At 69.4% G+C, this 23,866-nt stretch carries 20 protein-coding genes; 18 read left to right on the top strand and 2 right to left on the bottom strand.

The annotated features are described in order from the left end of the window. The first annotated feature begins 14 nt into the window (after positions 1-14). The 17 genes from AC6CHL_RS12005 (at position 15) to AC6CHL_RS11925 (ending at position 19,300) form a co-directional block, all read left to right on the top strand. The gene (locus AC6CHL_RS12005; protein WP_498294515.1) at positions 15-566 is read left to right on the top strand and encodes a COG4648 family protein; all 552 of its coding nucleotides are present in this window, start codon (positions 15-17) and stop codon (positions 564-566) included. Next, positions 559-2,244: an ApeI family dehydratase gene (locus AC6CHL_RS12000; protein WP_498294514.1), complete on the top strand. Its 1,686-nt coding sequence runs from the start codon at positions 559-561 to the stop codon at positions 2,242-2,244. Before AC6CHL_RS12005 ends, AC6CHL_RS12000 begins: the two co-directional genes overlap by 8 nt. After that, positions 2,237-3,040 carry a glycosyltransferase family 2 protein gene (locus tag AC6CHL_RS11995; RefSeq protein ID WP_498294513.1) on the top strand — a complete coding sequence of 268 codons (804 nt, stop codon included), beginning with the start codon at positions 2,237-2,239 and terminating at the stop codon, positions 3,038-3,040. The genes AC6CHL_RS12000 and AC6CHL_RS11995 overlap by 8 nt, the downstream gene beginning before the upstream one ends. Further along, complete coding sequence (locus AC6CHL_RS11990; protein WP_498294511.1) at positions 3,037-3,984, top strand: lysophospholipid acyltransferase family protein; 948 nt, start codon at positions 3,037-3,039, stop codon at positions 3,982-3,984. Before AC6CHL_RS11995 ends, AC6CHL_RS11990 begins: the two co-directional genes overlap by 4 nt. Beyond that, the gene (locus tag AC6CHL_RS11985; protein WP_128096727.1) at positions 3,974-5,521 is read left to right on the top strand and encodes an HAL/PAL/TAL family ammonia-lyase; all 1,548 of its coding nucleotides are present in this window, start codon (positions 3,974-3,976) and stop codon (positions 5,519-5,521) included. The genes AC6CHL_RS11990 and AC6CHL_RS11985 overlap by 11 nt, the downstream gene beginning before the upstream one ends. Next, positions 5,508-5,930: an acyl-CoA thioesterase gene (locus tag AC6CHL_RS11980; protein ID WP_038685540.1), complete on the top strand. Its 423-nt coding sequence runs from the start codon at positions 5,508-5,510 to the stop codon at positions 5,928-5,930. The genes AC6CHL_RS11985 and AC6CHL_RS11980 overlap by 14 nt, the downstream gene beginning before the upstream one ends. Beyond that, on the top strand, positions 5,927-6,553 hold the full coding sequence (locus tag AC6CHL_RS11975) for an outer membrane lipoprotein carrier protein LolA (RefSeq protein WP_498294509.1): 627 nt from the start codon (positions 5,927-5,929) through the stop codon (positions 6,551-6,553). The genes AC6CHL_RS11980 and AC6CHL_RS11975 overlap by 4 nt, the downstream gene beginning before the upstream one ends. Then, a complete protein-coding gene (locus AC6CHL_RS11970; protein WP_448134726.1) occupies positions 6,546-8,990 on the top strand; it encodes an MMPL family transporter in 2,445 nt (814 codons plus the stop codon). The genes AC6CHL_RS11975 and AC6CHL_RS11970 overlap by 8 nt, the downstream gene beginning before the upstream one ends. A 51-nt stretch (positions 8,991-9,041) precedes the next feature. Next, entirely contained in the window at positions 9,042-10,283 is a 1,242-nt protein-coding gene (locus AC6CHL_RS11965) for an NAD(P)/FAD-dependent oxidoreductase (protein WP_448134725.1), read from the top strand. Next, positions 10,271-10,822 carry a DUF3261 domain-containing protein gene (locus AC6CHL_RS11960; protein WP_498294507.1) on the top strand — a complete coding sequence of 184 codons (552 nt, stop codon included), beginning with the start codon at positions 10,271-10,273 and terminating at the stop codon, positions 10,820-10,822. Before AC6CHL_RS11965 ends, AC6CHL_RS11960 begins: the two co-directional genes overlap by 13 nt. Continuing rightward, positions 10,819-12,012 (top strand): beta-ketoacyl-[acyl-carrier-protein] synthase family protein, encoded by a 1,194-nt coding sequence (locus tag AC6CHL_RS11955; RefSeq protein ID WP_498294505.1) that lies wholly within the window; start codon positions 10,819-10,821, stop codon positions 12,010-12,012. The genes AC6CHL_RS11960 and AC6CHL_RS11955 overlap by 4 nt, the downstream gene beginning before the upstream one ends. A gap of 2 nt (positions 12,013-12,014) precedes the next feature. Then, complete coding sequence (locus AC6CHL_RS11950; protein WP_137190771.1) at positions 12,015-12,470, top strand: hotdog family protein; 456 nt, start codon at positions 12,015-12,017, stop codon at positions 12,468-12,470. Then, on the top strand, positions 12,467-13,198 hold the full coding sequence (fabG, locus tag AC6CHL_RS11945) for a 3-oxoacyl-ACP reductase FabG (protein WP_038685546.1): 732 nt from the start codon (positions 12,467-12,469) through the stop codon (positions 13,196-13,198). Before AC6CHL_RS11950 ends, fabG begins: the two co-directional genes overlap by 4 nt. Then, positions 13,198-14,439: a beta-ketoacyl-ACP synthase gene (locus AC6CHL_RS11940; RefSeq protein ID WP_038685548.1), complete on the top strand. Its 1,242-nt coding sequence runs from the start codon at positions 13,198-13,200 to the stop codon at positions 14,437-14,439. Before fabG ends, AC6CHL_RS11940 begins: the two co-directional genes overlap by 1 nt. A gap of 71 nt (positions 14,440-14,510) precedes the next feature. Then, on the top strand, positions 14,511-14,948 hold the full coding sequence (locus AC6CHL_RS11935) for a hypothetical protein (protein WP_038685550.1): 438 nt from the start codon (positions 14,511-14,513) through the stop codon (positions 14,946-14,948). A gap of 754 nt (positions 14,949-15,702) precedes the next feature. Beyond that, complete coding sequence (locus tag AC6CHL_RS11930) at positions 15,703-15,969, top strand: YcgL domain-containing protein (protein WP_038685557.1); 267 nt, start codon at positions 15,703-15,705, stop codon at positions 15,967-15,969. Next, positions 15,962-19,300: an ankyrin repeat domain-containing protein gene (locus tag AC6CHL_RS11925; RefSeq protein WP_498294503.1), complete on the top strand. Its 3,339-nt coding sequence runs from the start codon at positions 15,962-15,964 to the stop codon at positions 19,298-19,300. The genes AC6CHL_RS11930 and AC6CHL_RS11925 overlap by 8 nt, the downstream gene beginning before the upstream one ends. Positions 19,301-19,314: 14 nt before the next feature. Here the strand turns inward: AC6CHL_RS11925 and AC6CHL_RS11920 are convergent, their stop codons facing one another. Further along, a complete protein-coding gene (locus AC6CHL_RS11920; RefSeq protein WP_498294501.1) occupies positions 19,315-19,977 on the bottom strand; it encodes an Abi family protein in 663 nt (220 codons plus the stop codon). A gap of 290 nt (positions 19,978-20,267) precedes the next feature. Beyond that, positions 20,268-22,073 (bottom strand): monovalent cation:proton antiporter-2 (CPA2) family protein, encoded by a 1,806-nt coding sequence (locus AC6CHL_RS11915; protein ID WP_038685560.1) that lies wholly within the window; start codon positions 22,071-22,073, stop codon positions 20,268-20,270. A 331-nt stretch (positions 22,074-22,404) separates the two neighbouring features. Between AC6CHL_RS11915 and mgtE the strand changes: the two genes are divergently transcribed. Next, a complete protein-coding gene (mgtE, locus tag AC6CHL_RS11910) occupies positions 22,405-23,775 on the top strand; it encodes a magnesium transporter (protein WP_498294499.1) in 1,371 nt (456 codons plus the stop codon). Positions 23,776-23,866 lie beyond the last annotated feature (91 nt).

Below are 23,866 nucleotides of genomic sequence, written 5' to 3'. Positions count from 1 at the left end.
GCAGGACACTGACCATGGTCCGGGTGCGCGTCGCGGCGTTTGCGTTGCTGTCGCTGGCATACCCGCTGGTGGTGTACCTGTCGCTGGGCCGGTTCGAGCCGCGCTGGCTGTCGCTGTTGCTGTTCGGGCTGGCCGCGCTGCGCGCGCTCACCACCCGCCAGCCGGTGTGGTGGGTGGCCGCCCTCGGCACCGGGGTGCTGGCCCTGGTGGCTACGGCCTTCAACGAGGCCCTGCCGCTGAAGCTGTACCCGGCGCTGGTGAACGCGGTGATGCTGGTGATCTTTGCCACCAGCCTGCGGTTCCCGCCCAGCGCGGTGGAGCGCCTGGCGCGGCTGAGTGAGCCGGACCTGCCGCCGTTCGCCGTGATCTATACCCGTCGCGTCACGTGGATCTGGTGCGGCTTCTTTGTTCTCAACGGAAGTCTGGCCCTGGCCACGGCGCTGTGGGCGTCCAACCAGGTCTGGGCGCTGTACAACGGATTGTTGGCGTACGTGATGATGGGTGCTCTGTTTGGTGGCGAGTGGCTGGTGCGGCGACGGGTGAAAGCGGCGCACGCGCATGGTTGAGTGGATCGCATTGGACCAGCTGGCGGTGTCGCCACGGCCCGGCCGGATCGTGGGCGAAGCCGAGCACGGCGCGGTGTTGCACCCGGACTTCCGCCTGCAGGTGATGCGCTGGCAACAGGCGTTCGCCCGTGCGCCGGGACGCGACTGGGCCCTGTACTTCGACGACACCCTGGCCTTTGCCGCCGCACTGCTGGGCGCCTGGCACGCCGGCAAGCGGGTCTTCCTGGGCGGGGACAACCTGCCGGCTACGCTGGATGCGCTGCGCCCGCGCGTGGCCGGGTTTGCAGGTGACGTGCCCGCGCACCACGCCCCGCTGCAGCCCGATGCCGACGTCGACGTCGAGGGCGAACTGCTGCCGCTGGACGAAGACCAGCTGGAACTGGTGGTGTTCACCTCCGGCAGCACCGGCGCGCCCAGCGCGATCGTCAAGCGCATGCGCCAGCTCACGCGTGAAGTGGAGGCGCTGCAGGCCGCGTTCGGCGAGCAGCTGGAAGGCACCCAGGTGCACGGCACCGTCTCGCACCAGCATATCTATGGCCTGTTGTTCCGCGTGCTGTGGCCGCTGGCCGCCGGCCGCGCCATTCAGCCGCGCCGGTTCTTCCATGAAGACCTGGTCAGTGCGTTGGCGCGGCAGCCGTCGGTGCTGGTGGCCACCCCGGCCCACCTCAAGCGCCTGCCCGAACAACTGGACTGGTCCTCGCTGCAGGGTCCGCTGCGCGCGGTGTTTTCCTCGGGCGGTCCGCTGCCCGAAGAGGCCGCGCTGCAGGCGCGGGCATTGCTTGGCGTGGCCCCCACCGAGGTGTTCGGCAGCAGCGAAACCGGCGGTATCGCCTGGCGCCGCTGGAGCGCCGGGCAGCCGCAGTGGCACCCGTTGCCCGGCGTGGCCTGGCGCATCCAGGACGGCTGCCTGGCAGTGTCCTCGCCGCACTTGGAAAACACCGACTGGTGGCAGACCCAGGACCGCGTGGAGGCCGACGCCGGGCGCAGCTTCCGCCTGCTCGGCCGGGCCGACCGCATCGTCAAGATCGAAGAACGCCGGGTATCGCTGGACGCGCTGGAACAGCAGCTGCGCGCGCATCCGGCGGTACAGGACGTGCGCGTGCTGGTGCTGCCGGGCGCGCGCGAACAGCTGGCCGCCGTGGTGGTGCCGCAGCAGGCCGACGCGGCCGGCTGGGACGACGCCCAGCGACGCCGCCAGGCGCAGGCGCTGGGCGCGCACCTGGCCAGCAGCCACGATGCAGTGACCCGGCCGCGGCGCTGGCGCTTCGTCGACGCGCTGCCGTTGAACGCACAGGGCAAGGTCACCTTCGCCGCTCTGGCAGCGCTGTTCCGGCCGCAGTTCCCGGTGGTCCAATGGGAGCGGCGCGAGCCCGACACGGCAGCGCTGCTGTTGCCGCTGGACCCGGACCTGATCGCCTTCGACGGGCATTTCCCGCAGGCCAAGATTCTTCCGGGCGTGGTCCAGCTGGATTGGGCCATCCATTACGCCCGCGATGTGTTCACCATGCCACCGCGCTTCGAACGCATGGACGCGCTGAAATTCCAGCACGTGGCGCGCCCCGGCGATTGCCTGCAGCTCACCCTGGGCTGGGATGCGGCCAAGTCGGTGTTGAGCTTCCGCTATGTCTCCGACCACGGCGTGCATGCCAGTGGCCGGGTGGTGTTCGGCGATGTCTGACACTCTTCGCGCTGGTCCCCCGGCTGCGCCCTTTGCGCCGCTGGTGGTGATTCCGGTCTACGACCATGAGCATGCCATCGGCGCCGTCGTGCGCGGCGTGCTGGCCAGCGGGCTGCCGTGCCTGTTGGTGGATGATGGCTCGCACCCCGCGTGCGCGCAGGCGCTGGATGCCCTCGCGGCGGGATACCCCGCGCAGGTCACATTGCTGCGCCTGCCGGTGAACCAGGGCAAGGGCGGGGCGATGCTGGCCGGGTTTGCCGAGGCGGCGCGCCGTGGCCACAGCCACGTGCTGCAGATCGATGCCGACGGCCAGCACGACCCGACCGACATCCCGCGCTTCGTTGCCCTGTCGCGGCAGCATCCCGACGCGGTGATCTGCGGCATTCCGGCCTACGACGACAGCGTGCCCAAGGCGCGTCTGTACGGCCGTTACGCCACCCACATCTGGGTGTGGATCAACACGCTGTCGCTGCAGATCCGCGATTCGATGTGCGGCTTCCGGCTGTACCCGCTGGCACCGGTGACGGCGCTGGTGGGCGAGGAGACCATCGGCCGGCGCATGGATTTCGACAGCGAGATCCTGGTGCGGCTGTTCTGGCGCGACGTGCCGGTGATCAGCCTGGCTACGCGGGTGACCTATCCCAGCGATGGCGTGTCGCACTTCGATGTGTGGCGCGACAACGTGCGCATCAGCCGCATGCACACCCGCCTGTTCTTCGGCATGCTGTGGCGCGCGCCGCGCCTGCTGTGGCGGCGCATCACCGGTGCGCCGCGGGCCGGAGCACCACGCGCATGACCGCACCGGCACCGGCTAACGCCCCACACTGGGCCGACCTGGGCGAAACCACCTCGGCCGCCGGGGTGTTGTTCCTGTGCTGGGTGCACCGCTGGTTCGGGCGCTGGCCGTTCCGCCTGTGCGTGTACCCGGTGGTGCTGTGCCATTGGCTGGGCAACCGCGTGGCGCGGCAGTCGTCGCTGCAGTACCTGCAGCGGCTGCAGGCGCACACCGGCGTACTGGGTGGCGTGCCCGGGCGCTGGACCAGCCTGAAGCACTTCGCGCTGTTTGCCGACACCCTGCTGGACAAGCTGCTCGGCCTGGGCGGGCGCTATCCGCCCAGCCACATCCGCCTGCAGCGCGACCTGATGCTGGAGAAGATCGCGCGCCGCGAGGGCGGGCTGATCCTCACCGCGCACATCGGCTGCCTGGAACTGTGCCAGGTGCTGGCCGAACAGGTCCCCGGTTTCCGCATCACCGTGCTGGTGCACACCGCGCACGCGCAGCGCTTCAACCGGCTGATGCAGCGGTTGGATCCGCTGGCATCGGTGGAACTGATGCAGGTCACCGACATGGGCCCGGCCACCGCGGTGGAACTGCAGCGGCGGGTCAACGACGGCGGCTTCGTGGCCATCGTTGGCGACCGCGTGCCGCTGCGCGGCGGGCGCACCGTGCCGGCGCCGTTCCTGGGCCACGTGGCGCAGTTCCCGATCGGCGCCTACGTGCTGGCCTCGGCGCTGGCCTGCCCGGTGTACACCATGGCCTGCCTGCACGACGGCGACGGCTACCGCGTGCGCTTCGAGCATTTCAGCGACCGCATCGTGCTGCCGCGCGGGTCGCGTGACGCCGCGCTGACCGCGCAGGCCGAACATTTCGCCCGGTGGCTGGAAGTTCAGGTCACCCAGGCACCCTTGGACTGGTTCAATTTCTTCCCCTTCTGGGATCAGGCATCTCATGGCAAGTAAGTCACCCGATATCCGCTTCGGCGATGCGCCACTGACCATCGAAGACGTGGTCGCGCTGTCGCAGCGCCAGGCCCAGGCCGTGGTCAGCGACGACCCGGCCTTCCAGGCGCGCATCCAGAAGGGGGCCGACTTCCTCGACCGCCTGCTGCGCGAGGACGGCGTCATCTACGGGGTGACCACCGGCTACGGCGATTCGTGCACGGTGAACATCCCGCCGGCGCTGGTGGCCGAACTGCCGCACCATCTGTTCACCTACCACGGCTGCGGCCTGGGCCGGTTCCTGGACCCGCAGGAGACCCGCGCGGTGATCGCCGCGCGCCTGGCCTCGCTGGTCCGCGGCATGTCCGGGGTCAGCCATCCGCTGCTGGACGGGCTGGCCACGCTGCTGCGCCACGACGTGCTGCCGCTGATCCCGGCCGAAGGCTCGGTCGGCGCCAGTGGCGACCTCACCCCGCTGTCCTACGTGGCCGCGGTGCTGTGTGGCGAGCGCGAGGTGATGTACCAGGGCGCGCGCCGCCCGGCCGCCGAGGTGCTGGCCGAGATCGGCATGACCCCGCTGCGGCTCCGTCCCAAGGAAGGCCTGGCGATCATGAACGGCACCGCGGTGATGACCGCGCTGGCCTGCCTGGCCTACGACCGCGCCGACTACCTGACCAGGCTGGCCACCCGCCTGACCGCGTTCAACGTGCTGGCCAGTGACGGCAACGCGCACCATTTCGATGAGATGCTGTTCGCCGCCAAGCCGCACCCGGGCCAGATGCAGATCGCCGCGCGCCTGCGCCAGGACCTGCACAGCGACCGCCCGCCGCGCAACGAACAGCGCCTGCAGGACCGCTACTCGCTGCGCTGCGCCCCGCACGTGATCGGCGTGGTGCAGGACGCACTGCCGTTGATGCGCCAGCTGATCGAAACCGAACTCAACAGCGCCAACGACAACCCGCTGATCGACGCCGACGGCGAGCGAATCCTGCACGGCGGCCACTTCTACGGCGGGCACATCGCCTTTGCAATGGACGCGTTGAAGAACACCATCGCCAACCTGGCCGACCTGCTCGACCGGCAGATGGCACTGGTGGTGGACGCGCGCTACAACCACGGCCTGCCAGCCAACCTGTCGGCGGCCACCGGTGAGCGCGCGGCGATCAACCACGGGCTGAAGGCGCTGCAGATCAGCGTGTCGGCGTGGACCGCCGAGGCGCTCAAGCAGACCATGCCGGCCTCGGTGTTCTCGCGTTCCACCGAGTGCCACAACCAGGACAAGGTCAGCATGGGCACCATCGCCGCGCGCGACTGCCTGCGCGTGATCGAACTGACCGAGCAGGTGGTTGCCGCGCTGCTGATCACCGCCCGCCAAGGCGTGGCGCTGCGCCAGCGGGTAGGCATGAAGGCTATCCTGCACGGCGAACTGGACGCGATGTACCAGGACCTGTGCGCGCGCATCGCGCTGGTCGAGGAAGACCGCGCGCTGGACGGTGAGCTGCGCGCACTGCTCGATGACATCCGTGGCCAGCGCTGGAGCCTGTATGACCAGCCCTGACCTGAGCCTGGAGGTGCGCCTGTCGCCCACCTTCCACGACTGCGACCCGATGCACGTGGTGTGGCACGGCAACTACTTCAAGTACTTTGAAGTTGCCCGTTGCGCACTGCTGCAGCAGTACGACTACGACTACCCGCAGATGCGCGAATCCGGCTACATCTGGCCGGTGGTGGACGCACGGGTGAAGTACATCCGGCCGCTGCTGTACGGGCAGGCGCTGCGCGTGCGCGCCACCATCACCGAATGGGAAAACCGGCTGAAGATCGCCTACGAGATCTTCGACGCCGACAGTGGCCAGGTGCTGACCCGTGCCCACACCATCCAAGTGGCGGTCGACGCGGCCACCAATGAAATGCTGTACCTGTGCCCGCGCGTGCTGTGGGACCGTCTGGGAGTGGAAGTGCAATGAACGCTGTGCTGCGCACGCTGGTCGTGCTGGTGTCGTTGGTCGTGGCCGCGCCGGTGCTTGCCGCCCCCGCTGCCGATGTGGATCTGGTCAAGCAGCGCGTGGCCAAGGTGGGCGTGCTGCGGGGCGAGTTCAGCCAGGAAAAGCAGGTGGCCGGCTTCAAGAACCCGCTGCGTTCGCAGGGGCGCTTCGTGCTGGCCCAGGACCACGGCGTTGTCTGGACCACGCTCAAGCCGTTCCCGTCCGAAGTGGTGGTCACCCGTGACCGCATCCTCAGCCGCCAGCGCGATGGCAGCAGCCGGGTCGAGCTGGACGGCCGCCAGCAGCCGGCGATGCGCTCGGTCAACGCGATCATGTTCGCGCTGATGAGCGGCGACGCGCAGGCATTGTCGGCCCAGTTCACGGTGAAGGTGGAGGCCAAGGCGAACAACGGCTGGAGCATGCAGCTGAGCCCGCGCTCGGCGATGCTGGGCAAGGTGTTCACCGGGCTGAAGCTGCAGGGCGACCGTTACGTGCGCGAGGTGGAGATCACCGAGGCCAACCAGGATGTCACCCGCATCCACTTCACCGGCATGAGCGAAACGCCGGCTGCGTTGAGTGCGGAAGAGGGCGGCAAGTTTGAATGACGCACTGAAGTCGAACGGCCGCCTGCAGCGCATCTGGCGCTGGCTGGCCGTGCTGTGGCTGCTGGTGCTGCTGGGCTTGGGCGTGCAGCAGTGGCAGCTGTGGAAGAGCGAGTCGCGGATTGATACCGACATCCTGGCGCTGTTGCCGCAGGATGCACACGACCGCCTGTTGTCCGACGTCACCCGGCGCATCGCCGATGCCAACGCGCGCCAGATCGTGGTGCTGCTGGGCAGCGCCGACGCCGCGCAGACCAAGGCCGCCGAGGCCGCCTTCCGCGCCACCATCACCCCAAAATCAACCAACGTAGCGCGGGGCTCTGCCCCGCTGCCTCACGCGCCAGCCGCCGTAGAGCGGGGCTCTGCCCCGCTGCCTGCCGCAGGTGACGTTCCAGCGGGGCAGAGCCCCGCTCTACTGCAGGAAAGCGGCTCCATCGAAGGGTGGTTCGAACAGGCGCGTGCGTTCTACGCGCCGTACCGCGACCGCCTGCTCACCAGTGAGCAACGCCAACGCCTGCAGACCGAGCCGGTGGATGGCCTGGCCGACGCCGCGCTGGCCGCCCTGTACGGCCCGATGGGCGCGCCGCGGTTGACCGAGTGGCGGCAGGACCCGCTGTCGCTGTGGCCGCAGTGGTGGCAGGAACGCGCGCTCGGCTCGGGCCTGCAGATGGGCGATGACGGCTTGCTCGAAGCCGACGGCAAGCACTGGTCGATCGTGCAGTACGACACCGTGGGTTCGGCGTTCCAGCTCGACGGCGAACGCCACATCGACCTGCTGCTGGACCAGGCCGCCGCGGCGGCCCGCAAGCAGGCCCCCGGCCTGGAAGTGCTGCGCGCCGGTGTACCGCTGCATGCGGAAGCGGCGGCGGTGCAGGCCAATTGGGAGATCAATACGATCGGCTGGGGCTCGCTGGCCGCGGTGCTGCTGCTGGTGTGGCTGGCCTTCCGGTCGCTGCGCCCGATCCTGCTGGTGGCAGCCTCGCTGCTGATCGGCTGCGGCGTGGCCCTGGCGGTCACGGTGCTGGTGTTTGGCAAGGTGCACGTGCTCACGCTGGTGTTCGGCGCGTCGCTGGTGGGCGTGGCCGAGGACTACGGCATCCACTGGTTCGCCTCGCGCCAAGCCGAGCCGGCCGACCGCCGCTGGCGCCTGCTGCGGCACCTGCTGCCCGGCCTGTGGCTGGCGCTGCTGACCAGCGCGCTGGCCTACCTTGCCCTGGGCCTGGCACCGTTCCCGGGGCTGCGCCAGATGGCGTTGTTCTCGGTGGTCGGCTTGGCCGCCGCCTTCCTCACCGTGATCTTCTGGTTCCCGTGGCTGGACGGCGGCGAGATCCGCACCACCGGCTTCTCGCGCTGGCTGGGCGGCACGCTGGAGCGCTGGCCGCGCCTGCACGGGCGCAAGGCCGCGATCTTCCTGGGCGTGGCGGCGCTGTTGTCGGCCGTGGGCATTGCCCGGCTGGACAGCAACGATGATCTGCGCAGCCTGCAGTCCTCGCCCAAGAGCCTGATCGACCAGCAGATCCGCATCAGCCAGATGCTGGGCATGCCCAGCCCGGCGCAGTTCTACCTGGTGCAGGGCGACAGTGCCGAACAGGTGCTGCAGCGCGAAGAGGCGCTGATCGAACGCCTGCGCGTGCTGGCGGCCAACAAGCAGATCGGCGGGTACCGCGCGATCAGCGACTGGCTGCCCTCGGTGCAGCGCCAGCACGCCGATGCCGCGCTGACCGCCACGGTCGAGCCGCAGGTACTGGGCAAGGTCGGCCAGGCGGTGGGCGAAACCCTGTCACGCCCGGACTACGCCGGTCGCGACCTGGACGCCGACGCCTTCCTGGCCTCCCCGGCGGCGATGCCGTTCCACCACCTGTGGCTGGGCAAGGTCGGTGCGGGCCTGGCCACCGTGGTGATGGTCGATGACCTGTCACGCGCCGATGCGCTGACCCTGCTTGAAACCCAGGCCAAGGGCATCGATGGCGTGCGCTGGGTCGACCGCACCGCCGATTTCTCCTCGCTGCTCAAGCACTACCGCAAGCTGATGAGCGGGCTGCTGCTGGTGGGCATCGTGCTGGTGTTCGCGGTGCTGTACTGGCGCTACCGCGCGCAGGCGTGGCGCGTGTTCGCCCCGACCCTGGTGGCCGGCGCGCTGACCCTGGCCCTGCTGGGCCTGTTCGGCCAGCCGCTGCAGTTGTTCAACGTGCTGGCGTTGATGCTGCTGCTGGGCATGGGCATCGACTACGGCATCTTCCTGATCGAACACCGCGGTGATGCCAGTGCGTGGTTGGCGGTGTGCGTGGGCGCGGCCAGTACCTGGCTGTCGTTCGGCCTGCTGGGCCTGTCGGCCACGCCGGCACTGCGCGCGTTCGGCCTGACCCTGCTGTTCGGCATCGGCCTGGTGTGGATCATCTCGCCGCTGTTCCGCCCGCCACCGCACGACGCACCGCACTGAGCACCGCGTGTTTCCTTTCCCGCCATTGTTTTCTTGATCAAGGATGTATCGATGAACCCGCAAGTGGAAACAACCGAGATCCTGGTGATCGGTGCCGGCCCGGCTGGCTCGGTCGCGGCGGCGATGCTGCGCAGGCAGGGCCGCCAGGTGCTGATGATCGAGCGCCAGCAGTTCCCGCGCTTCTCCATCGGCGAGAGCCTGCTGCCGCAGAGCATGGAATACATCGAAGCGGCGGGACTGCTGCAGGACGTGGTGCAGGCCGGGTTCCAGTACAAGAATGGCGCGGCGTTCGTACGCGGCGAAGCGAGCACCGAGTTCGACTTCCGTGACAAGTTCTCGCCGGGTTGGGGCACCACCTACCAGGTGCAGCGCGCCGACTTCGACAACGTCCTGGCGCGCGGTGCCGAGCGCATGGGCACCACGCTGCGTTTCGGCGATGAAGTGCTGTCGGTGCAGCCGGGTCGCCCGGCGCGGGTGCAGGTGCGCCGCCCCGACGGCAGCGAGTACACCATCGAAGCCGGCTTCATCCTCGACGCCAGCGGCTTCGCGCGGCTGTTGCCGCGCCTGTTGAACCTCGAATCGCCGTCGAACTTCCCCGTGCGCGGCGCGATCTTCTGCCACGTGCGCGACCATATCCCGGCCGACGCGGGCTTTGACCGCAACAAGATCCTGATCACCACCCATCCCGAGCATGTGGACGTGTGGTACTGGACCATCCCGTTCTCCAACGGCTGCTGTTCGCTGGGCGTGGTCGCCGAGCCCAGCTTCTTCGAGAAGTATCCGGGCAGCGACGAAGACAAGCTGCGCGCCATCGTCGGTGAAGACCCCAACCTGACCCGCCTGCTCGTCAACGCCGAATGGGCCGTGCTGCCGGTGCGCACCATTACCGGGTACTCGGCCAACGTGTCCTCGCTGTGGGGCGAAGGCTACGCGCTGCTCGGCAACGCCGGCGAGTTCCTCGACCCGGTGTTCTCCTCGGGCGTCACCATCGCCTTCAAATCCGCGGAGCTGGCCAGTGCGTGCATCGCCCGCGAATACGACGGGCAGACGGTGGATTGGGAGAAGGACTTCTCCCTTCCGCTGCGCGCCGGGGTCAAGACCTTCCGCCGCTTCGTCGAAGCCTGGTACGCCGGTGGCTTCCAGAAAATCATCTATCACCCCGACCCGCAGCCCGACGTGCGCCGCATGATCTCCTCGATCCTGGCCGGCTACGCCTGGGACACCCACAACCCGTACGTGGCCGACGATAGCGGCCGCCGCCTGCGGGTGCTGGAGGAACTGTGCAGCGGCTGATTGTCCTGTTGCTCGTCTGCGTGCTGCTGGCGTCCTGCGCCAGCACCCGCATGCCCGCGTCGCTGGTGCAGCTGCCCACCCTGCAGCTGGCGCCGTCGGCCCTGCCGCAGCCGTTGCAGCTGCAGCAGCGCCTGCAGTTCCGCTTCGGCACCCACGAACGCGAGCTGGATGCGTTGCTGGAAGCCGACGGCAGCCAGGTGCGGCTGGCGGTGCAGGCCATGGGCCAGACCGGCGTGCGCATGGTCTGGGACGGCACCACGCTGGAACAGACCCGCGCGCCGTGGCTGCCGCCGCAGGTGCGCGGCGAGCGCGTGCTGGACGACCTGCAGTTCGCGCTGTGGCCGGCCGCGGCCATCCGCGCCGCCCTGCCGGCGGGCTGGACGCTGGTCGAGGCCGGCCGCGAGCGCCGCCTGGAGCAGGCCGGCAAGGCGTGGCTGCTGCTGGAGCCGCTGCCCGATGGCCGCGTGCGCCTGCGCAACCTGGCCGAAGGCTATGAACTGGTGATTGAATCGTTGGACATGGAACAGGCACCGCCGTGAGCAGTAGCAGCAGCGCGATCTATCTGAATGAACTGGGCGTGGTCTGCGCGCTCGGCGGCGACCGCGCGCAGGTGCGCGCCGGCCTGTTCGCCGACCAGCCCGGCGGGTTGCGCGACAACGACCAGGTGATCGCCGGTCGCACCCTCGCGTTGGGCGAGGTGACCACCCCGCTGCCGGACCTGTCCGTGCTGCCGGTGGCGTTGCGCGGGCGCAACAACGCCCTGCTCGAAGCGGCCCTGGTGCAGATCCGCCCGGCCGTGGACGCGGCGATCGCGCGCCATGGCGCCGATCGGGTGGCGGTCATCATCGGCACCAGTACCTCGGGCATCGGCGAATCAGAGAACGCGCTGCGCTGCCACCGCGACACCGGCCAGTGGCCGCCGGGCTTCGATTACGCACAGCAGGAAATGGGCACGTCGGCGCGGTTCGTGCGCGAGCGCATCGGCAGCACCGGGCCGGCCTGGACCATCTCCACCGCCTGCTCGTCCAGCGCCAAGGCGCTGATGGCCGCCGCGCGCCTGCTGCGCGCCGGGGTGGTGGACGCGGTGGTGGCCGGCGGCGCCGATTCGATGTGCCGGTTCACCGTGGCCGGCTTCAGCGCGCTGGAGTCGGTCTCGGCGGCGCGCTGCAACCCGTTCTCGGCCAACCGCAACGGCATCAACATCGGCGAGGGCGCCGCACTGTTCCTGATGACGGCCGCGCCCGGCCCGGTGTGCCTGGCCGGGTGGGGCGAGTCGTCCGATGCGCACCACATGTCCGCGCCAGACCCGCAGGCACGCGGCGCGATCGATGCCATGCAGCAGGCGCTGGACCGGGCCGGCTGGGCGCCGTCGCAGGTGGACTACGTGAACCTGCATGGCACCGCCACCGGGCACAACGACGCGATGGAAAGCCAGGCCGTGGCGGCGGTGCTGGGCGCCACGGTGCCGGCCAGCTCGACCAAGCCGCTGACCGGGCACACCCTGGGCGCGTCCGGGGCGATCGAGGCCGCGCTGTGCTGGATGGTGCTGGCCGACAACCCGCGCCAGCAGCTGCCCACCCACTGGTGGGACGGACAGGGCGACGCTGCGTTGCCGGCGCTGGCGCTGGTGGAACCGGGCACCCTCGCCGCACACCCGCCGCAGCATGTGCTGAGTCACTCGTTCGCCTTCGGCGGCAGCAATGCCGTGCTGGCCCTGGCGAAGGGATGAACATGCAGCTGCCGCTGAACATCGAGGAGGTGCTGCCCCACCGCGACAGCATGCGCCTGATCGACCGCCTGCTGGACTGGCAGCCGGAGTCGATCGTGGTCGAGGTGGATGTGCCGCACCACGGCCCGTTCAACCATGCCGACGGCGTCCCGGCGTGGGTGGGCGTGGAATACATGGCCCAGGCGATCGCCGCGTGGGCAGGCTGCAAGGCACGCCAGGCCGGGCGCGAACCCTCTATCGGGTTCCTGCTGGGCACCCGCCGCTACACCGCGCACCAGCCGTACTTCGCCGCCGGCAGCTGCCTGCGGGTAGAGGCACAGTGCGAGCTGATGGGCGAAAATGGGCTGGGCATGTTCGCCTGCCGGATCCTGGCAGGCGCTACCGAATTGGCGGTCGCCAACGTATCGGTGTTCGAACCACGCGATGCGATGGCTTATCTGGAGAGTGGAGAGGCATGACAGGGAATCTCACAGTGCTGGTGACCGGCGCCAGCCGGGGCATCGGCCGCGCCATCGCGCTGCGCATCGCGCGCGACGGCTTCGACGTGGTGGTGCATTGCCGCAGCCGCATCGAGGAAGCACAGGATGTGGTGGCCCAGATCCAGGCCCTGGGCCGGCAGGCCCGCGTGCTGATGTTCGACGTGGCCGACCGCGACGCCGCGCGTACCGCGCTGGAGGCCGACGTGGAAGCGCACGGCGCTTATTACGGGGTGGTCTGCAACGCCGGCATCGCCCGTGACGGCGCGTTCCCGGCGATGCCCGCCGAAGACTGGGACGCGGTGGTGCACACCAACCTGGACAGCTTCTACAACGTGCTGCATCCGCTGGTGATGCCGATGGTGCGGCGGCGCAAGCCGGGCCGCATCGTCACCCTGTCCTCGGTGTCGGGGCTGGTCGGCAACCGCGGGCAGACCAACTACAGCGCAGCCAAGGCCGGCATCATCGGTGCCACCAAGGCGCTGGCGCTGGAACTGGCGAGCCGCGCGATCACCGTCAACTGCGTGGCCCCGGGCCTGATCGAGACCGACATGATCAACCAGGAAGTGCTGGACCACGCCCTCAAACTGATTCCCGCCGGGCGCATGGGCCAGCCGGACGAGGTCGCCCATGCGGTGTCCTTCCTGCTGTCCGAATCGGCCGGTTACATCACCCGCCAGGTGATCTCGGTCAATGGAGGCATGGTCTGATGAGCCGAACCGAACGTCGCGTGGTGGTCACCGGTGCCGCCGCGCTCAGCCCGTTGGGCCACGACTGGCCGAGCATCCGCGAGCGCCTGCATGCGCGCGTCAACGCGGTGCGCTACATCCCCGAATGGGAAGTGTTCGACGGCCTCAACACGCGCCTGGCCGCGCCCGTGCAGGACTACGACCTGCCGGCCCACTACAACCGCAAGACCACCCGCAGCATGGGCAAGGTGGCGGTGATGTCGGTGCGCGCCACCGAACTGGCGCTGGAGTCGGCCGGCCTGCTTGGCCACCCGGTGCTGCGCAGTGGCATGGCCGGCGTGGCCTATGGCTCGTCGTCGGGCAGCCACGAGGCCACCGCTGAATTTGGCCGCATGCTGCACGAACACACCACCGACGGCATCAGCGCCACCACCTACCTGAAAATGATGAGCCACACCTCGCCGGTCAACATCGGGGTGTTCTTCGGTTTGTCCGGTCGTGTGTACACCACGTCCAGCGCCTGTACGTCGGGCAGCCAGGGCGTGGGCGCCGGTTACGAGGCGATTCGCGGCGGCAAGCAGCTGGTGATGGTCACCGGCGGTGCCGAGCAGCTGGATGCCACGGCCGCGGCGGTGTTCGATACGTTGTTTGCCACCAGCGTGCGCAACGACGCGCCGCAGACCACGCCGAGCCCGTTCGACGCGCACCGCGACGGCCTGGTGCTGGGCGAGGGCGCCGGCACGCTGATCCTGGAAGAGCTGGAGCACGCGCAGGCGCGCGGCGCCACGATCCTGGCCGAAGTGGTTGGCTACGGCACCAACAGCGACGGCCAGCACGTCACCCAGCCCACCGCCGACACCATGGCCCAGGCCATGCGGCTGGCGCTGGAAGATGCGGGCCTGGAACCGGCGCAGATCGGGTACGTCAACGCACACGGCACCGCCACCGAGCATGGCGACATCGCCGAGACCCAGGCGACCGCGCAGGTGTTCGGCCCGGGCATGCCGATCAGTTCGCTGAAGAGCTACGTGGGCCACATGCTGGGCGCCTGCGGTGCGTTCGAGGCCTGGATGACCATCGAGATGATGCGTGAGGGCTGGTTCGCGCCCACGTTGAATCTGCACGAGGTGGACCCGCGCTGCGGCGCGCTGGACTACATCCAGGGCGAAGGCCGCGCGCTGCAGCCGGAGTACGTGATGAGCAACAACTTCGCCTTCGGCGGCATCAACACGTCGTTGATCTTCCGCCGCTGGCAGGCCTGATCCATCCGACCCGGGTCCGGGTCGGTCGTTTTCCGCACCACCCCGCGTCCTACCAACAAGGAGAAAGTTGAATGCGTCGTTTTGCCCTGATTGCCGCCACCGCGCTGCTTGCCGTCGCCAGCACCGCCCAGGCCCGTGACACCCGTGTTGAACAATCGCTGCGTGAGCTGGTGAACTCGCAGGCCGCCCGTGATGCCGGCATCGACGGCAGCGTGCGTTTCTACCTGGCCGGCGAGAAGGTCAACGTGCAGCAGCGCCTGGGCGAAGACGTGACCAACAAGAAGACCAACGCGGCCAACAAGAGCGACGAGGAAGCCTGCCGCTGGGTCGCCCTGTCGGCGCTGCGCGCGCTGCAGGACGGCGCCAAGTCGCGCAACGCCAACGCGGTGGTGGACATCGTGAGCTACTACAAGAAGAACGAGTTCAAGAGCACCACCAACTACGAGTGCTACGCCGGCACCCTCATGGCCGGCGTCGCGCTCAAGGGCACCTACGCCAAGGTCAAGTAAGACCGCCGCCAGCCACCGCTCCGTTGGGGCGGTGGCTGCGCGTTGTTTCACGATCGACAGCGACAGCCACGGCCAAAGCGATTTCTCGTCTGTGCCGGGGAGGGCAGGCCTGTGTGGGTTTCCGGGGCACGCCGTAAATCCATCCATGGAGGCTCGGTGTTGCCATCCATGGCAACACACGGCCCCGGCAACCCACACAGGCCTGCCCTTGGACAGTGTGTCGGTTCGCATGGAACGGCAAAGTCACAGGCAAAGGCTAAGGCTCAGACCAAGGCGCCACCTGACCCAAGGCCGCGCGGCCTGCTGGTATTGCCGAGCCACGCTCGGCAGCTCTTCCTCCCACCCCAAGAAAACCGGTGCTCTGCTCCGGCTCCTGCCGTGGCTGTTGCCCTGCTCTCCAAAACGCACCAGCCAATTCTGAAAGCGTTGGGGAGGGTGGGTATCCGGGGCCCTGAGCCGCATGGATGCGGCGACGGAGCTTACACGGACGTACTTGCAGCGTGCCCCGGATGCCCACCCTCCCCAGCGCTCCCCCACGAAAAGCGGTGCCGCCTTTGATCCAGCTCTGGCTCCTGCTTCAAGCTCTGGCATCAAAGAAAACCGGCCAAACCCACCTGAACAACCCCGCGACATTGATGAACCTGAATCTGCCGCGCGCCATCAAAGCGTCACTTAAGCCCGCTCCCGGCTTTCCCCCTTGCCTGCTTTACTCCACAATCATCGTATCTACTGCCAGGGCCAAGCCCCGCGGGCAATGCAAGCCTACGTCTACAAAAGCCAACGCAAGCAGGACACTTACGTCTACCTCGCCGTCCGTGATGACTTCAACGCCGTACCTGACGCGTTGAAGGCCAGCCTGGCGCCGTTCGCATTCGTCCTTGAAGTCGCCCTGACCCCCGACCGTCGCCTCGCCCTGGCCGACGTTGCGCAAGTGCGCGCCAACCTCGCCGAACGCGGCTTCCACCTGCAGATGCCCCCGCCGCTGGTCGCCCCCGTGCGCGTACCGCGCCGCGATGACTGACGCCCTGCGCAACCGCGCCACCGCCATCGCCCTGGCCGCCGGCGTCCTCCTGGCCCTCGCCGCCGCACTCGGCCGCGTACCGGCCGCGCTCGGTGTCGCCCTCGCACAGCCCGCGTTCGCCCTCGGCATCTCCTGGTGGCGGCGCACCCGCCCCGTGCATCCGCCTGCGCAGCTCCTGCGCCAGGAACTGCCCGCATTGCTCGCCCCCTGGGTCGCCGGCCCGGTGCTGCTTGCCGCCCTGGTCGCCTGGCCGCTGGGCGCACTGCATGACAGTGGCAGCCTCGCCGCCGTCCTCGGCCTCAGCGTCGCCGTCAGCGCCGCCCTGCTCGGCGTCTGGCGCACCTGGCCGCTGTGGAATGAAATCGAACGCACCGATGGCAGCCTCACCGACCACTGGCAGGCCCTGTCCGGCCGCGACCTGAGCGCCTGGCGCGGCCTGGCCGTCGCCGCCCTGGTCGTCGTGGTCTGCGCCCTCGTCGTGCTGCCCGCCTGGCCGGGCCTGGTCGCCGATGCGCTGCGCTGGCCGCTGACCCTCGCCATCGTCGTCCTCTCACCGCTGGCGCACCTGCTCCTGCAGGCCATCACCCCCGCCGCCCCGCTGGCGGCGCGTGGCCATGCCAGTCTTGATGGTGACGCGGCTGCTGCCTTCACCGCGCACGCCCCCGAACCGCAGCCGCTGGAGCCGCTGGGCACGCACGAACACCTGCCCGCCCTGTACGACGCCGCCCGCAGCGGCCGCGTCGACCGCGCCCTGCAGTTGCTCGCCGCCGGTGCCGACCCGCACGGCCTGCCGGATCCGGCCTGGCGCGACCAGCGCAACCTGCCCGTGCTGGCCGCCGTGCTGCCCGACCTGCGCCTGCTGCGCGAACTGATCGCACGCGGCGTCGACGTCAACGCCCCGCACCGCGGCATGACCCCCTTGCTCGCCGCCACCCGCGACAGCTGGCACGGCCGCCCCGAAGCCGTCATGACCCTGCTGGCCAACGGCGCCGACTCGCGCGCCGTCGACAGCGACGGCAACACCCCGTTGCACCACGCCGCACGCAGCTCCGACCCGGGCGTGGCCGCGCTGCTGCGCGACGCCGCCGCCGAAGTGGATGCGCTCAACAATGACAGCTGGTCGCCGCTGGCCGTGGCCTGCCAGGTCGGCAACTGGCGCCTGGCGCGGTTCCTGCTCGAGCGCGGCGCCAAGACCGAACCCGCCGATGGCACGCCGGTCCTGCTGGCCGCCGCCGGCACCGAAGAAGACGATCCGGCCGGCGTGCAGCTGCTGCTCAAGCACAAGGCCCGCGCCGACGCACGCGACCGCCAGCGCCGCAGCGCCCTGCACGAAGCCGCCCTGGCCGGCCATGTCGACATCATCGACGTCCTGCTGGCCGCCGGCGCCAACCTGGAATCGCGCGATGCCCTGTCGCGCACGCCGTGGCTGGAAGCTGCCCGCGGCGGCCGTGCCGCCGTGATCGAACACCTGCTGCCGCACAAGCCCGACCTGGGCGCGGTCGACCTGGAAGGGCGCAATGCGGTGCTGCTGGCCTGCATGGCCGACAGCGTGTCGCCGCTGCTGGTGCGGCGCCTGCTGGAGCTGGGCATCGCCGCCGACATTCCCGATCCGCAGGGCCGCCGCGCCGTCGACATTGCCGCCAGCGCCGGTCGCTGGACCATCGTCTCGCTGCTCGATCGCAGCTACCCGCTGCCGGCCTCGGTCACCGACGGCCTGACCGCCGCCGAGGGCGATGCCGCCCTGGCCACGTCGACGCTGCCGGACCGCCCGCCGCTGGACCTGCTGCGCGAAGCGCTGGGGTTCGGCAATTTCGAAGGCATGGTCGCGTTGGCGCGCCTATGCGATCCGCAGGAACTGGGCGGCCTGTTGCACGACGCCGAACTGGCGCTGGACCCGCAGGCCGTGGACTGGCTGCTGGCACATGGCGCCGCGCCGGAAGTGCTGGACGCCTGCGGCGATACGCCGATGTTCGCCCTGCTCGCGCGCGGCATCGATGCGGTGCCGGCCCTGCAGGTGCTGCTGCGGCGTGGCCTGTCGCCGGCCGGTCGCGGTGGCCTGGCGCGCCTGCTCAGTGCCTGCGCCCAGCACGACCACGCCTCGCGGGGCCTGGAACAGCTGGCGCTGGAACTGCTGGAGCGCGGTGCCGATCCGTTTGCCCCGTCCCCCGCGGGCGATCCGCCGCTGTCCCTGGCCGTGCGGCTGGGCTGGCTGCGGCTGCAACACGCGCTGCTGGTGCTGGGCGTGGACCGTGAGGCACGCGACAGCCACGGTATGACCGCCCTGCACCTGGCCACGGCGCTGGCCCGCGAAGGCTCGCTGAAGCTGCTGGTGCAGCAGGGCGCCTCGCCGGAAGCACGTGCTGCCGACGGCCAGACGCCGCTGGGCGTGGCGCTGTCGATCGGCCGCCGCGACCTGGCCGACTGGCTGGATTGGCGGGTGTGGCCCTTGCCGCGCCGTGTCCTGCGCGATGCCGACCTGCCGGCGGCCGCCATGTCCGGCGACGCCGACGCCGTGCGCCGCCTGATCGACCTGGGATTTGCGGTGGACGTGGTGGACGCCCAGGGCTGTACCGCCCTGCTGCGCGCAGCCGGCGGCGGACACCTGGCCGTGGTCGACCTGTTGCTGGCGCGCGGTGCCAACCCGCAGCACGCGGCGGCCAGCGGCGCCACGCCGTTGTCGGCGGCGGTCAGCATGCGCCAGATCGACATCGTGTCGGCGCTGCTCGACGCCGGCGCCGAACTGGAATATCGCCTGCCGGGCGGTGTCACCGTGCTGATGCTGGCCTCTGCGCTGGGCCTGCCCGACATCGTTGCGCGCCTGCTCACCGCCGGCGCCAACGTGCATGCCGGTGACGCGCAGCAGCTGGGCCCGCTGCATTGCGCGGCGTTGTATGGGTTCAGTGCGCGCGACCGCTCGCGCCTGCTCGCCCTGCTCGACACTCTGCTGCTGGCCGGCGCCGAGCCGGACCAGGCCGCCGCGGGCTCGGTAACGCCGCTGCTGCTGCTGCTGGGCGCGCGCGCCGAACCGGGTACCGCCTGCGACGAACAGGTGGTGCTGGCGGCGGTGGAGCGCCTGCTCGACGAGGACGTGTCGCTGGACGTGCGCGACCCGCGCGGATTCGGTCCGCTGCACCTGGCAGCCCTGCACGGCCTGCCGTTGCTGGTACAGCGCCTGATGCGTGCCGGCGCCGACCCGGACGTGCGTGACGCGCTCAACCGCAACCCGCGCGAAATCGCGGTCATGCGCGGCTTCATCGACGTGGCCGGCGAGTTCGCCCCACGCGTCCCCGGCGTGTCCTCGATGGCGCGGTTCCTGCGCGACAACGGCTGACCTGTCGCCAACCCTTAATCGGTACTGCGTGGCAACTGATGTGACCACCGGGCCAGAAGCGGTGGAAAGCGGTCATGCGTGCGGCACCACCCTGCGGCCTCGGGCGCAAGCCATTCCATCAGTTGCATCATGTCCGCATGATGCTGCTGCAAGGGCCAGTGCAGGATCGGCTCGTGATGCGCGATGCGGTTGCGAAGCTGCCGTATCCGCACCAGCGGCGTGGAAAACTGCTTGCGTCGAAGCCCACGCCCGGCCGGGTCTGCCGAAATCCGGTGCAGCGTCTGCTGCCATAGCACCTCGTGTTCCTTGTTGAACATCATCGTCCAGAATCCAAAGGTCAGGTGCGAGATGATGCCGCCCGGAGTGATCGCCCTTCCTTGACGCCGCAGATCCCCGGCCGCGGCTCTTAGTTGTTCGTGCTGTCGCGGGATGCCCAGCACCCTCGTACCTGCCTCGAACCAAAGCGGCCCGTGCGCGGCGGCCAGCACGTGATGAATACGATTGCGCAGCAAGACCTCAAGGGTCTGCAGAGGCACGTACAGACTTTCGGAAAGCTGTAAGTTCATCGCGTAGAGAGAGGCCGCACGGGCGCTGCAATGACCGGCCCAGGTCAGATAGCGACGCATGCGCTCGTCGGAATTCCATTCAGCGAGTCTCTCAGCATTCGCCGCCTTCATTCAGAAAATCTCTGGTGCGGCGCTTGATGCAGTGGCATCACGGCGCTAACCTTGCCAGGCACACCCCGGTACCGTCTCTGCCATTGGCACGCGGCCGGGGTAAGTTCTTTCTGGGGCATGGATAGTGGCCTTGTGGCTGCAGTTTCCCTGCAGCGTGGCCCAACCGGTCCTGCCCAGACAGCGGTGACCCGCCCGCCAACGCCTCGGTACGTTCCGCAAAACGCGGTGGGGTTTTCAGCCGCTGCACGCGGTTGCCGGGCAGAGCCCGGCACTACGGGGTAGGTGTAACTTCAGCCGCGGCGGTCGGACGCGTCCGTCTTTGCGTCGCGCTCCGCATCCGCCTCGAACAGATGCATCAGATCGGCCCGCGCGTCACGCGAGGTCTGGATCACCGCCGCCTCGTCGTCGTAGACCAGGTACTGGTCGCGCAGCAGTTTCTCGTCGTGCTCGCGGAAGCGCTGCACATGGCTGCGCGCGGTATCGGCCGGGATGCCCAGCGCGATCAGCATGCGCTCGCTCAGCTCCAGGCTGGTGCCGAACACTTCGCGGAACGGCTCGGCCGACATGTCCATCAAGCGCCACGCATGCTGGCGGTTGCGTGCACGCACCAGCACCACCGCATCGGGGTACATGCGCCGGATCAGCCGCGTGGCGCGCATGTTGGCGTCCGGGTCGTCCAGCGTCACCACATACACGCGGATGTGCTCGCCACCGGCGGCGCGCAGCATCTCCGGCCGGGTCGGGTCGCCGTAGTACAGCTTGTTGCCGAACCGGCGCAGGTCCGACACCGTGTCCGGGTTCGACTCGAGCGCCACGAACGGAATCTTCTGGGCGGTCAGCAGGCGCGCCACCACCTGGCCGAAGCGGCCCATGCCGGCGATCATCACCTGCGGCTGGGTGCCGCCGGTGTCCACCTTGTCGGCCGGTGGCGCAGTGCCCTTGGGTGCGTCCTCGCGGCCCAGCAGGCGCAGCAGCGCGATCATCAACAGCGGGGTGATCGCCATCGACAGGCCCACGATCGCCACCAGCCGGTCGTGGTTGGCGCTGCCCAGCAGGTGTGCGCGCTGCGCTTCGTTGAACACCACGAAGGCGAACTCACCGCCCAGCCAAAGCACGCTGCCCAGCATCACCGCGTGCCGGGTGCGCAGCTTGGCCAGCTTGCCGATGCCGAACAGCAGGCCGAACTTCACCACCAGCAGGATCGCCACGCCCGCGGCGATCATCGCCGGCTCGGCGACGATGCGGTCCAGGTCGATGCCCATGCCCACCGCAATGAAGAACAGCCCCAGCAGCAGCCCCTTGAACGGTTCGATCTGCGATTCCAGCTCGTGGCGGAATTCCGAATCGGACAGCAGCACGCCGGCCAGGAACGCGCCCAGGCTCGGGCTCAACCCGGCCTCCTGCATGAACCACGCCGTGCCCAGCACCACCAGCAGCGCCATCGCGGTGAACACTTCCGGGCTGCGCGTGCGCGCGATGATGTTGAACAGCCGGCGCAGCACCGGTCGCCCGCACAGGATCACCACCGCCAGCGCGCCCAGCGCCACGGCCACGTCGTTCCATTGCAGGGTTTCGTTCTTGGCCCCGCCCAGCAGCGGAATCGCCGCCAGCAGGGGAATGGCGATCAGGTCCTGGAACAGCAGGATCGCAAAGCCCAGCCGGCCGTAATCGCTGTTGATCGCCTTGTGCTCGGACAGCAGCTGCAGGCCCACTGCGGTGGACGACAGCGCCAGCGCGATGCCCACGATCAGCGCGCTCTTCCACTGGAAGTGGTCGAGCAGCAGCAGGCTGCCCAGCACCAGTGCGCTCAGCGCCACCTGCAGTGCCCCGGCGCCGAACACCGAGCGCCGCATCACCTTCAGGCGGGCCGGGGACAGCTCCAGCCCGATCACGAACAGCAGCATCACCACGCCGATTTCGGCCGCGCCCAGGATGCGGTCGGCATCCTGCACGAAACCCAGCCCATCCGGGCCCAGCACCACGCCGGCAGCCAGGTAGCCCAGCACCGCGCCGAAGCCCAGCTTCTTGAACACCGGCACGGCGATCACCGCCGCCAGCAGCAGCACCAGGGCCAGCTCAAGCGCGCCGCTATGCATGGAAGGACCTGCTCATGGGATCGTCGCCGGGCAACATCGAGGGAAAGGGCATCACGGCCCACGGCCGCCGCCCATTATGCGACGCGCACGTTGGCCCAACGTCAATCGCAGCCCAACACGGCAGCGGTGCCCGGGTTGACCCGCCCGGCGCCCGGGTCCAGACTGCCCGCCGCTGCCGGCACGTCCGGCAGTACACCCTTGCGGAGTCCCCGAACCGATGTCCAGCGACAGTAGAAGTCGACCTTGCTCGACGCCAGTGATGGCCACCGCCTGACGAGGGACGGTTCGCCACTGCTGGCGTCGCGCATGGCGATCCCCACAGGCGAACCCGATGAACCAGAAAGACCTGCTGCGCCCGGTGGCCGATGCCGCCGCCCTGAGCGCACCCCTGGCCAGCTTCAACACCGCCGATGCGGTGGAGTTCCTCAATACCCTGGAGCTGTCGCGCGCCGCCGACACCCTGGCCGCCTTGCCGTTGCCGCGCGCGGTGAAGATGCTCGAACAGCCCGAGCTCAACCGCAGTGGCGACCTGGTGGCGCTGCTGCCGGTGGCCCGTGCCGCCGCGCTGCTGGGCCTGATGGCCGACGACCGCGCCACCGACATCGTCCATGAGCTGGACGAAGACGAACGCGCGCGCCTGATCCCGCTGCTCAGCGCCGACGCGCGCCAGTCCATCCAGCAGCTGCTCAGCTACCCCGCGCACACCGCCGGTGCGCTGATGACCACCGAATTCGTCAGCGTGCCGGCCGACTGGACCGTCGGCCGCACCCTGCAGCACATCCGCGAAGTCGAGCGCACCCGCGAAACCGTCTACGCCATCTACGTGCTCGACCCGCACACCCGCACCCTGGTGCAGGTGGTGACCATGCGCCGCCTGATCACCGGCCTGCCCGACGAGCCCATCCTCGACGTGGCCCAGACCAACCCGCCGGTCACCGTCGATGCCATGCTCGACCAGGAAGAAGTGGCCCAGCTGATCCGCCGCCACGACCTGCTCGCCATCCCCGTGGTGGACCCGGCCCAGCACGTGCTCGGCATCGTCACCGTGGACGACATCCTGGATGCCCTCATCGAGGAATCCACCGAGGACGCGCACAAGTTCGGCGGCATGGAAGCGCTGGAAAAGCCGTACATGCAGATCGGCTTCTTCGGCATGATCCGCAAGCGCGCCGGCTGGCTGAGCGTGCTGTTCCTGGGCGAAATGCTCACCGCCAGCGCCATGCAGCACTACGAGGACGAGCTGGCCCGCGCGGTCGTGCTCACCCTGTTCATTCCGCTGATCATGAGCTCGGGCGGCAACTCCGGCTCCCAGGCCACCTCCCTGCTGATCCGCAGCCTGGCCCTGCGCGAACTGCGCGTGCGAGACTGGTGGAAAGTGGCGCTGCGCGAAATTCCCACCGGCCTCACCCTTGGCGCCATCCTGGGCGTGCTGGCGATGATCCGCATCGTCTCCTGGCAGCTGCTCGGCCTGCACGACTACGGCCAGCACTGGCAGCTGCTCGCCCTCACCATCGGCGCGGCGCTGGTGGGCATCGTCACCTTCGGTTCGCTGTCCGGCTCGATGCTGCCCTTCATCCTCAAACGCCTAGGCTTCGACCCCGCCAGCGCCTCGGCCCCGTTCGTCGCCACCCTCGTCGACGTCACCGGCCTGGTCATCTATTTCAGCATCGCCGCGATGATCCTGCGCGGCACGTTGTTGTAGCGCCGCCCCGGTAGTGCCGGGCCATGCCCGGCAACGCCAACGCCAACGAACCCCGCAGATTGCGCCCGATCATGCGGGCCGCACCGCCACC

It is taken from the genome of Stenotrophomonas sp. GQ19 (assembly GCF_059758695.1).
Note: the sequence above shows the minus strand (reverse complement) of the source record. Positions and strands in the feature narration are given on the sequence as shown.

Bases quoted from the DNA above. Each gene is read 5' to 3' on its own strand.
- AC6CHL_RS11920 (WP_498294501.1), bottom strand. From the start codon at position 19,977: ATGAAGGCGGCGAATGCTGAGAGACTCGCTGAATGGAATTCCGACGAG.
- AC6CHL_RS11975 (WP_498294509.1), top strand. From the start codon at position 5,927: ATGAACGCTGTGCTGCGCACGCTGGTCGTGCTGGTGTCGTTGGTCGTG.
- AC6CHL_RS11980 (WP_038685540.1), top strand. From the start codon at position 5,508: ATGACCAGCCCTGACCTGAGCCTGGAGGTGCGCCTGTCGCCCACCTTC.
- AC6CHL_RS11950 (WP_137190771.1), top strand. From the start codon at position 12,015: ATGCAGCTGCCGCTGAACATCGAGGAGGTGCTGCCCCACCGCGACAGC.
- AC6CHL_RS11915 (WP_038685560.1), bottom strand. From the start codon at position 22,073: ATGCATAGCGGCGCGCTTGAGCTGGCCCTGGTGCTGCTGCTGGCGGCG.
- AC6CHL_RS11990 (WP_498294511.1), top strand. From the start codon at position 3,037: ATGACCGCACCGGCACCGGCTAACGCCCCACACTGGGCCGACCTGGGC.
- AC6CHL_RS12000 (WP_498294514.1), top strand. From the start codon at position 559: ATGGTTGAGTGGATCGCATTGGACCAGCTGGCGGTGTCGCCACGGCCC.
- AC6CHL_RS11995 (WP_498294513.1), top strand. From the start codon at position 2,237: ATGTCTGACACTCTTCGCGCTGGTCCCCCGGCTGCGCCCTTTGCGCCG.
- mgtE (WP_498294499.1), top strand. From the start codon at position 22,405: ATGAACCAGAAAGACCTGCTGCGCCCGGTGGCCGATGCCGCCGCCCTG.
- AC6CHL_RS11965 (WP_448134725.1), top strand. From the start codon at position 9,042: ATGAACCCGCAAGTGGAAACAACCGAGATCCTGGTGATCGGTGCCGGC.
- AC6CHL_RS11935 (WP_038685550.1), top strand. From the start codon at position 14,511: ATGCGTCGTTTTGCCCTGATTGCCGCCACCGCGCTGCTTGCCGTCGCC.
- AC6CHL_RS11930 (WP_038685557.1), top strand. From the start codon at position 15,703: ATGCAAGCCTACGTCTACAAAAGCCAACGCAAGCAGGACACTTACGTC.
- fabG (WP_038685546.1), top strand. From the start codon at position 12,467: ATGACAGGGAATCTCACAGTGCTGGTGACCGGCGCCAGCCGGGGCATC.
- AC6CHL_RS11925 (WP_498294503.1), top strand. From the start codon at position 15,962: ATGACTGACGCCCTGCGCAACCGCGCCACCGCCATCGCCCTGGCCGCC.
- AC6CHL_RS11985 (WP_128096727.1), top strand. From the start codon at position 3,974: ATGGCAAGTAAGTCACCCGATATCCGCTTCGGCGATGCGCCACTGACC.
- AC6CHL_RS12005 (WP_498294515.1), top strand. From the start codon at position 15: ATGGTCCGGGTGCGCGTCGCGGCGTTTGCGTTGCTGTCGCTGGCATAC.
- AC6CHL_RS11940 (WP_038685548.1), top strand. From the start codon at position 13,198: ATGAGCCGAACCGAACGTCGCGTGGTGGTCACCGGTGCCGCCGCGCTC.